This is a genomic window from Pasteuria penetrans (genome assembly GCF_900538055.1).
GTDB classification, from domain to species: Bacteria; Bacillota; Bacilli; order Thermoactinomycetales; family Thermoactinomycetaceae; genus Pasteuria; species Pasteuria penetrans.
Genome location: NZ_UZAC03000001.1, coordinates 1,915,937 through 1,930,380, shown reverse-complemented (window position 1 = coordinate 1,930,380; position 14,444 = coordinate 1,915,937). Strand labels below are relative to the sequence as shown.

The 14,444-nt window shown below is 48.5% G+C and carries 14 protein-coding genes; 2 read left to right on the top strand and 12 right to left on the bottom strand.

The features are described 5' to 3' along the window. The first annotated feature begins 845 nt into the window (after window positions 1-845). The gene (locus PPRES148_RS12390; RefSeq protein WP_149453963.1) at window positions 846-1,139 is read left to right on the top strand and encodes a hypothetical protein; all 294 of its coding nucleotides are present in this window, start codon (window positions 846-848) and stop codon (window positions 1,137-1,139) included. A gap of 833 nt (window positions 1,140-1,972) precedes the next feature. Here the strand turns inward: PPRES148_RS12390 and PPRES148_RS07795 are convergent. The 12 genes from PPRES148_RS07795 to recA all read right to left on the bottom strand — a co-directional run bounded on the left by PPRES148_RS07795 (window position 1,973) and on the right by recA (window position 13,882). Then, on the bottom strand, window positions 1,973-2,824 hold the full coding sequence (locus tag PPRES148_RS07795) for a transposase (RefSeq protein ID WP_149453962.1): 852 nt from the start codon (window positions 2,822-2,824) through the stop codon (window positions 1,973-1,975). 1,745 nt (window positions 2,825-4,569) lie between these two features. Next, the gene (locus tag PPRES148_RS11775) at window positions 4,570-4,743 is read right to left on the bottom strand and encodes a hypothetical protein (RefSeq protein ID WP_187820365.1); all 174 of its coding nucleotides are present in this window, start codon (window positions 4,741-4,743) and stop codon (window positions 4,570-4,572) included. A 92-nt stretch (window positions 4,744-4,835) separates the two neighbouring features. Next, window positions 4,836-5,045, bottom strand: coding sequence for a hypothetical protein (locus PPRES148_RS07790; protein ID WP_149453091.1), 210 nt, complete (start codon window positions 5,043-5,045; stop codon window positions 4,836-4,838). A gap of 92 nt (window positions 5,046-5,137) precedes the next feature. Beyond that, a complete protein-coding gene (locus PPRES148_RS07785) occupies window positions 5,138-5,347 on the bottom strand; it encodes a hypothetical protein (protein WP_149453961.1) in 210 nt (69 codons plus the stop codon). A gap of 92 nt (window positions 5,348-5,439) precedes the next feature. Further along, window positions 5,440-5,652, bottom strand: coding sequence for a hypothetical protein (locus tag PPRES148_RS07780; RefSeq protein WP_149453960.1), 213 nt, complete (start codon window positions 5,650-5,652; stop codon window positions 5,440-5,442). A gap of 1,124 nt (window positions 5,653-6,776) precedes the next feature. Next, a complete protein-coding gene (locus PPRES148_RS07775; RefSeq protein ID WP_149453959.1) occupies window positions 6,777-7,055 on the bottom strand; it encodes a stage V sporulation protein S in 279 nt (92 codons plus the stop codon). Between the two features lie 387 nt (window positions 7,056-7,442). Beyond that, the gene (rny, locus tag PPRES148_RS07770) at window positions 7,443-8,990 is read right to left on the bottom strand and encodes a ribonuclease Y (protein WP_149453958.1); all 1,548 of its coding nucleotides are present in this window, start codon (window positions 8,988-8,990) and stop codon (window positions 7,443-7,445) included. A 452-nt stretch (window positions 8,991-9,442) separates the two neighbouring features. Next, window positions 9,443-10,132, bottom strand: a complete 690-nt coding sequence (locus PPRES148_RS07765; protein WP_149453957.1) for a P-loop NTPase family protein — start codon at window positions 10,130-10,132, stop codon at window positions 9,443-9,445. Next, a complete protein-coding gene (locus PPRES148_RS07760) occupies window positions 10,129-10,443 on the bottom strand; it encodes a hypothetical protein (protein WP_149453956.1) in 315 nt (104 codons plus the stop codon). The genes PPRES148_RS07765 and PPRES148_RS07760 overlap by 4 nt, the downstream gene beginning before the upstream one ends. Window positions 10,444-10,451: 8 nt before the next feature. After that, entirely contained in the window at window positions 10,452-11,735 is a 1,284-nt protein-coding gene (locus PPRES148_RS07755; RefSeq protein WP_149453955.1) for an AAA family ATPase, read from the bottom strand. Further along, entirely contained in the window at window positions 11,732-12,727 is a 996-nt protein-coding gene (locus PPRES148_RS07750; protein WP_149453954.1) for a metallophosphoesterase family protein, read from the bottom strand. The genes PPRES148_RS07755 and PPRES148_RS07750 overlap by 4 nt, the downstream gene beginning before the upstream one ends. Window positions 12,728-12,763: 36 nt before the next feature. Continuing rightward, complete coding sequence (recA, locus tag PPRES148_RS07745) at window positions 12,764-13,882, bottom strand: recombinase RecA (protein WP_149453953.1); 1,119 nt, start codon at window positions 13,880-13,882, stop codon at window positions 12,764-12,766. Between the two features lie 100 nt (window positions 13,883-13,982). On the opposite strand from recA, the gene PPRES148_RS07740 reads away from it, so the two are divergent. Next, complete coding sequence (locus tag PPRES148_RS07740; protein ID WP_149453952.1) at window positions 13,983-14,177, top strand: hypothetical protein; 195 nt, start codon at window positions 13,983-13,985, stop codon at window positions 14,175-14,177. The last annotated feature ends 267 nt before the right edge of the window (window positions 14,178-14,444 follow it).

Below are 14,444 nucleotides of genomic sequence, written 5' to 3'. Positions count from 1 at the left end.
TGATCAAGGGCGCTATCTCTGTAGATCTCGGGTATCCCTTTACCCAGCATCTATCCCAACATTATGTATGACAATGATAAAAATCACTTTAGTACAAACTATACCATCGTCGATATATCCTTAGTTATTCATACTAAAATAACCAAAAACACATATTTCTATAATAGTACAGTGTACTTCTGTCTATTATTTATCGTACCATATGATGATAAATAAAATATTTCAAATCGGTATATTCCCCCTTTTCAGTAAAAATTGCAAACACCTTTGGTATACCCAGGAGGGTACATTCCGCCAGCCCATAGTCTATCCCCGAGGGGGAAGAGACCCGGATGAAAAAATGAAGAATAGACGAACGATTACAGGGAATACCGGCAACATCCGGATGGGTATGTGCATTCCCCCCATATTTTTTTGATTTTTTTATCCATTTATATGTACCATTCCTATATACCGTTCTCTGATCCATTTCTCCCCACTGTTTTGGGTATGACCAAAGCAGAAAAAAACCGCTATTCGATAAGCAGCCTTATCATCAGGATCACAGCGGGCTTGGTCTGTACTGTGCTTCCCATTTCCTTTTGGGTTTTCCAGGACATTCGTACCCCGGTTCAACTTCCTATGGGCAAAGTCGGATGGACAGTACGATCGCGTAGTCCTTTTCGTACTATTTTCACCGTTTTCAGATCCATTGTTTCATAATCCTTGCAGATCCCTAAGCCAGTTGAATGGACTATCTTCGAGAAGTTCCCAACCCTTCCCTGTGCAATCTCTCAAAGGGCATCCCGCGGGTTCTTAAAGAAATGGGTCCCGTTTGCCCATCAGATGCGGGATCATAGATACGAATGGCCATCCTGAGACCAGAGGGGGCATCGATAACGATCAAGGAAGTCAATGCTGTAAGCGAAGGACTTTTGAAAACCTGGTCCTCAGGTGCCCAACAACATTGGGGAGAGATCCTCAATCCAACTATAGAGAACCTTCCAGATACCATCCCATCTGTGTCCTATCACTATGTAGAAGGTTACTTTTTCTTCTTTTCCGCTACGAATCCCCAGGCAACTAGGCATTGTCTTGAAGCGCGGAGTATCAACTCTGCGGGGGTATGCGTCCAAACAGGCCATCCCACTGGAACATAAGACGTTGGGAAAAGGGGGGATCCTCTTGCCGAGGTCCACTTCGTTTGCCTTGCAGGGTCCCCCCCACGATATATCGTGTCAGGAAGAGGTTCTAGTAGGAGTAAAAATCGAACAAAATTAGCATTCCATAACCGTGGAATCAGGAAGGTAACAGGGACCCTATGGGGTATCTAGGGTAGATTTCTATAGCCATTCCTTATGATTTTGCAGCCATCCTCCCCCATCGTTCCCCTTACTGCTTTCCCGCCGCGGATATTCATCTCTTTCCTAGCTGACCAATCACATCCAGACCCTTTCCGCATTAGAATTTCCCCAGCTTTTATCATACAGGATTTAGATACCTAGCGGTTGGAACAACCTGCTCGTAAGTAGCTAGTGGATATGTAAAGAAAGGGAAAACAAGATCAGGACCCAAACATACATTTTATGTTATAATTTAGTAAAAATATTTTACATCGAACACCTACACTTCAGCAGCCCTCTATTTGCCGTGTCTACCTCGTTGCACGGACCAAGTTCTTTTGCAAATGCCGACGGAATAAAACCACCATAAATTGGGCCCAACAAGGGACCCCTATAGGGAAAAACCCACAACCCTGGAGCTGGCACAAAGACAAAACCGCCTCTCCTATTTCCTATCTAGTTGACATGGTGCTCCTGTATTCAAATGGTTCGTTCCTTAGAACCCAAATACAGGGACCCAAAAACGATGTTTGGAAAGGGAGATAGGAAGGCAGAGAACCCATCCATATTGACGGTGATGGGTTCCCTACACTTGCCATATCAAACGACAGGGCGGGATATTGTTGAATCTAAAAAATCAGCACAAAAAACTAGCGAAAGAGGCGGAGATAGGGATCTGGTCTGTGACGATTCATTTCCAGGAGGGTATGTAACAGTTGCCGCATGGGTATGATTTTAGTGTCATCATACTCTTCAAACTCGAATTCGATCTGGTGGTGGGGGTCAATTTTGTCCATATGATCTTGTAATTGTTTCTTCCCCCGTCTGAGATCAACTCGTATCGATGTTCCAACGAGATCAAGCGAGGGATGTACAATTCTGAGAAGGGCCCCAATTCCAGTGGCATGGTGCACATCAATGGGTGTTACTGCTAGTCCCAGTGTCACACTGCCGCTCAAATCGGTTAGGAGGTGTAATTTGCATTGTACGTGGTAATTTTCATCACCCCGTGTTTTTCCCCGTTTATGACATTTTAGGCGGGTATCAATGTGGGTGCTATGGAAGCAAAGGTTTTCAGGAATCTCATGATGGTTGGACCCGAGGTGGATAGTATTTACAACGATAGTAGGTTGACTCTCCATACTCTTAGCTACATGTAAGTCATAGTCTTCAAAATCAGACTGCATAATAACAAAGGAGAAATCCCCTCCAACGCCGAGGATCTCGCGAGCCCACTGGTTTCCCTGCAGGAAGACGCATAATTCCCTTTTACCCGTGATGCCCCATAGGAGCATAACAAATACGAAACGTACCATAAGAGCAAACTCTGGCTCCTCAGATTCCTTTTTTCGCACCCTGATCCCATTATCAGAAAAAAAGGAACACCATCTCTGCAGCGTGGTCAGACGACTTTTTTCCCGATTACAGATTTGCGGTAAGGACAACCAGGGTTTTGATGTGATGTTAGGCGCGGTGTTAAGAAGAGTGGTTCGACTCATCATAGGGGCATATCCTCTCTTTAAAGATAGTTTTCTACCACTCATTGTAGGGGAAAAGAAACAAAATTTGCAATGTAGATGAGCAGATCATCGTAATAATTGATGATGGCATGGTAGGGTGGTGTAGGGTGGCAGTAAATAGCGAATTTCATAATACATACATGAAGAGCAAAACCGATATGGTAGCAAAGCCACTTCACTCTGAAATAGAATTGGGTATAGTTAGACAACCTTCCTACAGAATCACACGCAACACCCCACTACATTACATGGGACCTTCTTCACTGTCCCATCCATATCGCCCCTTCGCGGGTTACGATTCGATGTCATTCGGTCTAAACTTACGATCATCTCCTTATCTCAGATTGCACGTTTCCCTCTTCACAGAGGGGATAGAATAGAATATATGGGATAGATCGTCGGTAGTAACACCCCTTACCCACATTTTCCTACAGCTATATGGAACAGTATACAGCGGATTTGATAACCTGTCATTATCTTTTTTGATAATTTTTTATTTATATAAAAAATAAAAATAGTATGTAAAAAGGCAACATCCGAACAGATGTGTTCCCCTGAGGAGGGATCTTCAACCCCACTCTGAAGCCCCCCAGGGTGAACATTTCCACGCATTATTTTTAAAATACTTTTTTATAAATTTTATTAATTTTTATAGTATATATAAAAAATTTGCTCTTGTTCTCCATCCTTCCCCCATAAGTTTCCCATATCAATACAGTATGAGAATAGGGAAGAAGGGGATTTCTACTTGATCCCGGTACCCAACACCGTCGGGTAAGGACGGCATCCCGGCCAACCCTCCCCCATAGAACCCACACACGTACTACTCCCCGCATTATGCAGCCCCTATGGCCCCATTGTAGCGTCTGGTGGATACTAACGAGCGAGAAATGGGTCCCCCCCCGTACTCTCCATCGTATATACTGAATCCACCTACGGACTTTTCGCATGCTATTGGGCTTCTTGTATTTCTTTTTATCGAGTAGACCCGGCATTTCAGCCGAGTCCCTCACAGAACTGGACGTGATACTCTCGCATCATCCAACTCTTCTCATCCCATCCCAATCTTCAGACCCTTTAGGTCATACTTCGATTATAGGGATGTTGCTCCGAGGTTCCAGTGATCTCCTCTAGCGGATCTCCCACTAGAGTTTCATTTTACTGTCCTCCTCAGGATGAGTCAGCCCCTTCGCTCCACTTCCATTACAGAAGCTTCCTCACTACTATGAGCTGATCCGACTTCGTGCACGGAACCTCAGTTGTCCTCGGTCTTTCCATCTGGCGGCAGCCAGACGCCGTACGACGATCTCTCAAGTTCCGATCAAGAGCCTACATCGGGTTCGTCGAGTAGACCCGGCATTTCAGCCGAGTCCCTCACAGATCCGGACATGATACTCTCGCATCATCCGGCTCTTCTCATCCCATCCCAATCTTCAGACCCTTTAGGTCCTACTTCGATTATGGGGATGTTGCTCCGAGGTTCCAGTGACCTCCTATAGTGGATCTCCACTAAAGTTGTCGTTTGATCTCCTCCAGCGGATCTCCCGCTAAAGTTCTCATCTAACTGTCCTCCGCAGGATGAGTCAGCCCCTTCGCTCCACTTCCATTACAGAAGCTTCCTCACTACTATGAGCTGATCCGACTTCGTGCACGGGACCTCGGTTTGTCCTCGGTCTTTATACATCTGGCGACAGCCAGACGCCGTACGACGATCTCTCAAGTTCCGATCAAGAGCCTAAATCGGGTTCATCCCGCCTGAACACCGCATGCCACCGGGGCAGTAGATAGGTCATCCCCCACGGTTCATCCCGACGTTCGGGACCCACATCGGTTTTGACATGGACTATTCCTTTCGATGCGTCTTCGGCTGGTTCGCTTTCGCTGATCTCCCCGATTCCCACCTGACAGGGTCATGCCCTGCCTTTTCCTAGATCGCTCACCACCGGGGTGTTTCCACACCAGCAGCACTAGGCGGTTTGTAACCTGCTACCTATCAGCCGGTTACGAAGGGCCGAGCAACCTTCATCTCTTGAACGACTTCTTGACACACATCCCGCCTGAACACCGCATGCCACCGGGGCAGTAGATAGGTCATCCCCCACGGTTCATCCCGACGTTCGGGACCCACATCGGTTTTGACATGGACTATTCCTTTCGATGCGTCTTCGGCTGGTTCGCTTTCGCTGATCTCCCCGATTCCCACCTGACAGGGTCATGCCCTGCCTTTTCCTAGATCGCTCACCACCGGGGTGTTTCCACACCAGCAGCACTAGGCGGTTTGTAACCTGCTACCTATCAGCCGGTTACGAAGGGCCGAGCAACCTTCATCTCTTGAACGACTTCTTGACACACATCCCGCCTGAACACCGCATGCCACCGGGGCAGTAGATAGGTCATCCCCCACGGTTCATCCCGACGTTCGGGACCCACATCGGTTTTGACATGGACTATACCTTTCGATGCGTCTTCGAACGGTTCGCTTTCGCTGATCTCCCCGTTTCCCACCTGACAGGGTCATGCCCTGCCTTTTCCTAGATCGCTCACCACCGGGGTGTTTCCACACCAGCAGCACTAGGCGGTTTGTAACCTGCTACCTATCAGCCGGTTACGAAGGGCCGAGCAACCTTCATCTCTTGAACGACTTCTTGACACACGGCCCCCCAGGCCAAAACATTGTCGTCAAAGCTGCGTAAAGCTTTTCCCAGGTATGAGGGATCAAAAGCGCTATAGTAGTTCACCCAGTCCCTCCACCCTATAGGATTAGGATTGGACCCTTCCGCCACCTCGTGCAGTTCCATACCTGGCCTCACATGCCTCCTTATTTGCCCTTCCCCCGCTTAACTTCTTCTTCCCCAATTTCCGGCTGATGGCTTGGATTGTGACCCGGAAACCCTCCCTTCCCTACACGGGTTACGGCCTGGCACAGGCAAAACGTAAACCCCAGGAAGTCAAAGGATATTCCCTTGTGCTTTCCCGTCCTACGATCGTCCCTACAGTAGAAAATTTGATTCTTCTTAATAAAAAAATATTTATATGTATGTATTTGTTGTTAAATAGAATAAATATATATTCTGTAAGGAAACGTCCTTATTAACGATATCGTTAGGAACAGGTTGTATCCTAACTCTTTGATGGATTTCTTTCTAAAAGAGGAGGAATGTGAATAGATCTCTCCTATTTGCATCAACATATATTTTATTGGAATGAACATAACCATCCAAAACCGGGGTACTCCTTTAGTGCAATCTTCAACATTGGCTTACGCCAACCACGGAACCGGAAAAAGCAGCATTCCCAACATGTAAATTCATACTTGCATGCATACAGAAACAAGCAATATGAATAAAAATAGGACGATTTACAAAATATTATATAAAAACGTCTTTGGGTTCGGATGGGGGGAAACTAGGAAGACTTTACCCCTTGTATGTCGCAACAGCCACCTAGAAAAGAATCAGGAGGAAAACCATCATAATGTTTCATAAATGAATACAGTTATTATATACATAAAAATAAAATTAAAAAATAATACATAATAGGAAGAACGCACATGCTTTTTCTTTTATTCTGATCCATCCTTAAAATCCAGGATTTAGAAAAAAGCCACCCAATGTATTCCAAATCCAAGGTTAGGTCAGAAACCAAAAATATAAGCCTTGGTCCTACCCATCACCCCGCATATGTGAATTCCCCCCCAGGGAATGGTGAGCCCCAAAGGACCTCCATTGTATTCAAAACAACGCACAGACCGAGGGGCAAAATTTTCTTTATCCCATCACAAAAACTACACGTTGTAACTCTCTGACTAACTAACTGACGAACCGGTAAAAAAAGAAAAAACCTGCTCAGCAAAGCAACAGGTTTCCTCCCTTATGGAAAATAATACGAAAAATCTGCAATTTTGCAAAAATCACATCACTTTGTCACCAACCCCCTACCGGGGCTCAATGATCAATTTAATAGCCGTCCGTTCCTCCCCATCAATCGTTATATCCGTAAATGCCGGAATCGCGATCAGATCCATCCCAGTAGGAGCTACAAACCCTCGTGCAATAGCAACCGCCTTAATGGCCTGATTAATGGCTCCAGCCCCTATACATTGAATTTCTGCTTGACCACGCTCTCGTACCACACCTGCTACTGCGCCTGCTACACAATTAGCCTTAGATGTAGATGAAACCCTTAATGCCTCTCCATGCGTATGAGTTACCATGCAAGTACCTCCTCGACGGTTGGGGTGGATCTACTTTTAGTTATATTCGATAAACTCAGAAATATTCCTCTTCTTTTCCGGAACTTATGAAACAAAGGTCAGTCATAGAAGTAATCTAATTCTTTTCCATACTTATACAACAAGCCTACGGGAAAGTTTATTCAACAATCAAACAATTCTCTCTACAAACAAGCTCCCAACCAAACACCTCCCCAACGACCTAACCTGACCCCTCATCCTACCTATAACCAGCATCACCCCCCCCTCTTGACAAAAAAACTATATGTACCCTCTTCCATAAACCCCCCAATGCGAGAACGAACAAGGTAGGGAACGAAAACCCCCCTCTATACAAACCCCCTGGTCAGTTCCCCCACTGGAGGATCTTCAACGAGCATACTCCACAGCCCTCGTTTCGCGGACAACCGTTACCTTAATGGAACCTGGATAATCCAACTGATTCTTAATATGACGACTAATTTCCCTTGCCAAACGATAGGACTCCGCATCATCTACCTCTTCAGGCTTGACAATGATCCGGCACTCCCGCCCTGCCTGAATGGCATAGGACTTAGCAACCCCACTAAAGGACTCACATATCCCCTCCAATTTCTCCAAACGTTTGATGTAAGCCTCCAACGTCTCACGCCGTGCCCCTGGTCGTGCTGCCGAGAGTGTATCAGCGGCACGTACAAGAACAGCGATGACACTAGCAGCATCCACGTCACCATGGTGAGAGGCAATACTGTTGATAACTACCGGATGCTCGCCGTACTTCTTTGCAAGCTCCAATCCGATGTCTACATGAGAACCCTCGACTTCATGATCGATTGACTTCCCTATATCATGCAGGAGACCAGACCGCTTAGCCAAGCGGACATCCTCCCCCAACTCGGCCGCTAGTAAACCTGTCAAATGAGCAACCTCTAACGAATGGCGTAACACATTCTGACCATAACTCGTTCGAAAACGGAGACGTCCAATAATTTTAATGAGATCAGGGTGAAGACCATGCACACCCACCTCAAATACAGCTTGCTCCCCGTAATCCCGGATCTTCTCATCCACCAAGCGACGCGATTTCTCCACAATCTCCTCAATACGGGCAGGATGAATCCTCCCATCGGCCACGAGCCGCTCTAAAGCGATGCGGGCAATCTCGCGCCGAATCGGATCAAAACCAGACAAAATCACCGCTTCAGGGGTATCATCAATGATCAAATCAACACCTGTTAGAGTCTCAAGGGTCCGGATATTCCTCCCTTCACGACCAATGATTCGTCCCTTCATCTCGTCATTGGGCAACGTAACCACAGAGACCGTTGTCTCGGCCACATGGTCTGCCGCCAGACGTTGGATAGCCAAGGAAATGATCCGCCGGGCCTTCTTATTACTCTCCTCCAAAGCCCTCTGTTCTGCTGAACGCATCATCTGCGTAACCTCGCGCTGCATATCCTCTTCTGCCCTTTGCATCAACAGTTTCCTGGCTTCTTCCGCCGACATACCCGTCACACGTTCCACTTCGAGTAACTGTTCCTGGTAGAGACTTTCCGTTTTCTCCTTCTGAACAGCTAACTCCTTTTCCATTCCCGCCAAAGACACCTCACGCTCTGCACAAAGGTCCTGTTTCCTTTCCAGGGTTTCCTCTTTTTGTAGAAGGCGACGCTCCAACCGTTGCAACTCGGAACGCTGTTCTCGTATCTCCAACTCCGCCTCCATACGCATGGCATGCACAACCTCTTTGGCCTCCAGAAGCCTTTCCTTACTGGCGGCCTCCGCTTCCTGCCGGGCCACCGCAACCAAACGATCTGCCTCCTGTCGGGCACCATCCAGGCGGGCTTGTTCCAACAAACGCCGCGTACCAATATAACCCACTGCCAAACCCAGGAAGAGCAAAAAAACACCGCCGATGACATAAACGACAAAACTCTCCATCCCGCATCCACCCCCTTCGGCGCACGGGACCACCTTTTCCCTCGCACCCACCCGATGGCTTACATTCGCAAGATGGATACCTTATCCAACGGAGAGAAACCATAGGGTAACACGCACCCGTGGACGGGAATTACACAGGAACGCACGGGACACTCTACCCCGACTCACTCTCCCCACAACCTTTCTCTTATCACCCACAAGCCCCCTACTACCTACCGGAGGAAAAACCGCATCGACCATAAAAACAAGGGACCAAAGAGTCAGATATACAGCATCTACAACCCCAACGCCCCACCTAATTCTTAATAATCTTTTGCAGGGCCTGAAAATTCGACCCATCCGACGAACCTCAGCTATCAGCCAACTTCCACCTCTCTTCATTGTAGAGGGTGTGTGGAAAAGGTGTCAAGCTAGGAAATAGTAAAACATGACACCTTTTCGCCATACCCCCCTCATGACGGGGCAACGGACGACGTAGCATCCACATGGGAAACACCTGCATGTTGGCGAACGGCATAGGCGCGATCGGCGGCAACAATCAACTCCGGATTATGGGAAACAACGATAATCTGGCGCTCATACAAGGTGCTGACAGAAGTCAAAAAAGTCACCAGAGGAGCCACATACTCCACACTCATGTGTTTCCCAGGTTCGTCCAACAGTAGGGGTCCTACCGGACACGGACGCAATGTCTCTAACAAAGCAATTCGTAATGCCAACGAAAGGGCATCCACAATCCCCCCCCCACGTGCCTCATGGGGACGGTTACGAACTTCATGTTCCTTTCCCCCCGTTACACAATACACCTCCGCGGAGGGTTGTCCCCCCTTATCTGTCATCACAATCTCGCAACGGAAATCAGGACCAAAGATGTACCGCAATGCCTTCGTTGCCAAATCCTGCAGAAGCAAACAAGCCTGTTCTCGCGCCCGTTCGGATGCCAACTGCAACAGAACCTGGACACGATCCAACAAATCGGCCCGAGATTGACAAGCCCTTTGGGACTCTTGGGCTTCCCTTCGCCGCTCCTCCCACAGTTTATAGGCCACCTGACGCTCGCTCACCTGCTGTTGAATATCCGATAATTGGGCTCTCTGTCGGACGATCTCCCCTTCCCAGGATGCTAGGAGTTGCTCATTCATGAAGACTCCACCTGGGAATCAGCAGATGCCTCGCACAAACAAACCTGCGCCGTATCCAAGCAATCTCTAATTTGCTTCTGTAAATCTTGTAACTCCTTGTCCATTTCTTCGGGCGAAATTCCTAATGCACGCACCTCCTCCCACAACTCGGCCTCCTGCTGTTTTAAACTCTCCAGCCGTGCTTCCGCTCGGACCGCATCATTTTGTGCCTTCTCTAAACGTCGCCTTACCTCCTGCATTTCCGCTTCCAGATCCTTATCCTGCACATCCATCGATTGGGGAGCAGCAGCATAACGAGTAGAATTCTTCATCCGTACCCTCACCCTCTCCTCTTGCTATCCTTGCGCAATTGCATCAACGACTGCCCACAGGTAGGACACTCTGGAAAATGATGCAACAACTCTTGCCATTTTGCCTCTAGGGCACAAGTAGTATCACGACAGCGTGCCAAGAAAACAGCCCCCCGTTGTTGCCGTTCTCTTACATCATGTAAACGGTGTTGTAGACGCCGAAAAAGTACCAATTTTTCGGAAAATACATTCAACTGACCCAATACCCTCTGGATGGCCCCTAATCCCCGTACCCGACGTGATTCCAAACGCTTCCGCCGAAAATGAAGGGTCCATTGTCCATACAACCTAGATACCAACAGGTAACGGGCCCGATACCTCTGCCACTCTTTCCATTGGGTCTCAGCGGCCTCCAAATGAGGTTTCCGGCGGAGTATGGTTTCCTGCATCCTACACTCCCTTTCCACGAAGTGGAGACGCTGGTGTAAGCGCCGCAAAAGGGAGAACCTCTCCCAACCCAACTGCGCTGTCCGCCATGCCCTCTGCGCCGCCTCCACATGATGCATCCGCGCCAACTGGTGCTCAACAATCCGTTGCTGCTCCTGGATCACTTGCCATTTGACATGTAGGGGATGCAATCGTTGTGCCCTCTGAAACGCCCCCTGACTTCTCTGGCAGGCCTCCCGTGCTAATTCCAGCCGCTTCTCCTGCAAGGGCAAATCGGAAAAGGCGAGCAAAGCCTCCTCAGCACGTTCCCACTGCTGTGTCCAAGTTTTACCCTCCTGGAGTGCAGCCAACCTCTCCTGGCGTGCACGGCGCATGGCCCGATCAAAACCCTGTGTATTTCCAATTTTACCCAATACTTTAGCTTTGAAACGTTCTGACTCTACGAGCAGGAAGGGGGGATCCAACTGGCCGCTCCACTGCAAATGACATTCGCGCTGATCAACGGAAAAAGAACGCATACCGTGACAAGCAATGATCTCCTCCGGAACGTGACTACCGAAACCCTCAAAAACCTTCTCAGGCTGACCCGGCTGCTGAAGCAGGTATCTGTTGAGGGAGGGCGTGCGCAAACGGACAATCGATCTCCCATCGGCGAGGGTCAAGGTTACCGTACACGCCTGTGTACCCATACGAATGAAATCGTCCCCCCGTGGTATATTCCATAAAACCCAACGTAGAGCACGAAGAATGGCACTTTTACCACTATCCGAGGGACCAATCAATACGTTATACCCCGGGGAAAATTCGATCGTAGTATCCTCATGGGATTGAAAATTTTCTAACCGCAGTGAATGAAAGACCGTCATTCCCGATCGCCTTCCTCCATGGTCGCATCTTGCAAAAATTGCAGGGCCAACTCCTGCACCGAGGATTCAATCTGATGCGCAGCCGCGAGTTCAGCAATTAAGGCCATTGAATCAATGGTTTCCAACGCGGCGGCGGAACGGACTTGTTGCGCGAAGGAAGCGAGTTGCTCTTGACGATATGCACTGGCCATCAGGACACTTCGGTCCAACACCTCCGCACCCGGGGGTGCCGTTCGCAGAGGTAAAAATTCCACATCAATCTGGCCCGGTGAAGGAAAGGTCAACAAAACTACCTGGGGATGACGTTCCCATTCCGACTGCCTCCCCGACAGACGTGCAATGGCGCCCGGGTTGATCGCATATTTCCCCTCCCTGCAACGCACGGGGAAACCAGCATGGTCGTGCCCTGTCAATAACACATCAGCTCGTGTTACAGCCAATGCATCAGCCACGCGGGTTGAGGGAACCCCCTCCGGCATCGATCGCTCACACAACATACCATGAACCATATGAATACAGTGGGTAGCCCGCTCAGAGAGAACGGGAATATCATAGTCGACCTTGGCGGGTTGCCGGTCTAGTTCAGGATGAAAGGAACAACCTGTCAACTGAATGCATATATCATTTTTTTCCAGATAAATGGGCTCCTCATTGACCAGAACACGAACAACCCCGAGTATATCTAGCAATCCCAACATAGTACGCGGGAGCGTAGCAGGATTGTGGCCATACAGATCATGATTACCGGCCACAGCATAGATAGGCACACCCATGGTAGAAAAACAGCGCGCAAAGGCGCCTACGACCGCTGGTGACAAGGAGGGACGGTCAAACACATCCCCACCATGTAACAGGGCGTCCACGTGATACTGTTGAACGAATTGTTGCACTTCTTCCATTTTTTTCAACAACACGGAGGGAAAATCATCCCGGCGGGCCTGGGGCGTGGTACCACGGATGTGGGTATCCGTGAGGTAAAGTAAACGAAGCATAGATCTTTTCCTTCCGTTACCGCCTCGTCACCTATCTCAGGGACTCTTTTTAGCTACCGGTACGGTGGCGGACAATAGGTCGGGTCCTTTTTCCAACTTTTCCTTTCCTTTTCCCTTGGGTGCCTCCCCTATGGATGGTTTCCCCTCATCCTTAGGAACCTCTAACTGGGACAGATTATGGTGTTTTCGTACCCGATTCTCAATCATTAGAAAAACCTCTGGATGGTCTCGTAGGAATTGTTTGGCATTTTCACGACCCTGTCCCATTCGTTCACCCTCATAAGCGTACCAAACGCCACTTTTGGTAACAATATCCAATTCGACTGCCATGTCCAACATGCTACCCTCGCGGGAAATCCCCTGACCATAGAGCATGTCGAGTTCAATCTGCCGAAAAGGAGGGGCCATTTTGTTTTTCACAACCTTGACACGAACTCGGTTCCCGATGATCTCTGTCCCCTGTTTCAGATTCTCTGCACGACGGACCTCGAGGCGTACGCTGGCATAAAATTTGAGGGCCCGTCCACCGGGTGTAACCTCGGGGTTCCCAAACATAACACCGATCTTTTCACGGACCTGATTGATAAAAATAGCCACTGTACGGGATTTACTAATGGCACCCGACAACTTCCGCAGAGCCTGGGACATCAGGCGAGCTTGCAGACCAACATGGGAATCCCCCATTTCGCCCTCGATTTCCGCCCTAGGCACTAAAGCAGCCACGGAGTCGACAACCAAAATATCAATAGCTCCGCTTCGAACCAACGCCTCCGCAATTTCTAGCGCCTGTTCCCCCGTATCCGGTTGAGAGACAAGAAGATTGCTGATCTTTACACCGAGATTGCGCGCATAAATGGGATCAAGTGCATGCTCCGCGTCGACAAAGGCGGCCTCCCCACCCTGCCGCTGGGCTTCTGCAATGGCATGCAGAGCCACTGTTGTCTTTCCGGAGGATTCCGGTCCGTAGATTTCGATGATACGCCCACGCGGGAAACCACCTACCCCTAGTATTACATCTAATCCCACGGAGCCTGTGGAAATGGTAGATACAGGTACACATCCCCCCGCCCCTAACCGCATGACAGCCCCTTTGCCAAATTGTTTCTCAATTTGGCGCAGCGCCATATCCAACGCCTGCTGGCGGTCTGATGACATAGTTCCCCTCCTTCTCCCCTACCTCCCCAATAATACCGCACTTTATACAAGTCTGCCAATGGATTCAAGTATGTGGGGACCCCCTGAGGGGACATGAATCTTGGCTATGGATGATGCCAGTGCAGTGGACAAGATTCACAATGGTCTCTATATAAGATTACATGGAAACAAGTGGAGTTTCTTACATATGCAGCCCCATGGGTGCCGGGCTCAAAAATTATGGATAGTATTGGCTGGTTATCTAGGAACGACCACCCTAGTTTTCCTGTTTGCTATCACACAAGAAAAAATATAAAAAAATATATTTAATAATAAATACATGTGAATATACTTTATATATACATATTCATTATATTAAATTAAATATTTGCATGTATCCCACTGGGGTACCCTTGACCCAGAAGCACTCCCTTATTTGGCGTACAAATAAAAGGATAAGCCAAAAACTGGTTACCATGATCCTCCCGAATTGCATTCCCCGCGGAAGCTTCCCAATGAAAATACAGTTTCCCTTCCATGACCCCCTTCATCGCACCCTCTTGGTTGCTTTTTTGGGGTATGT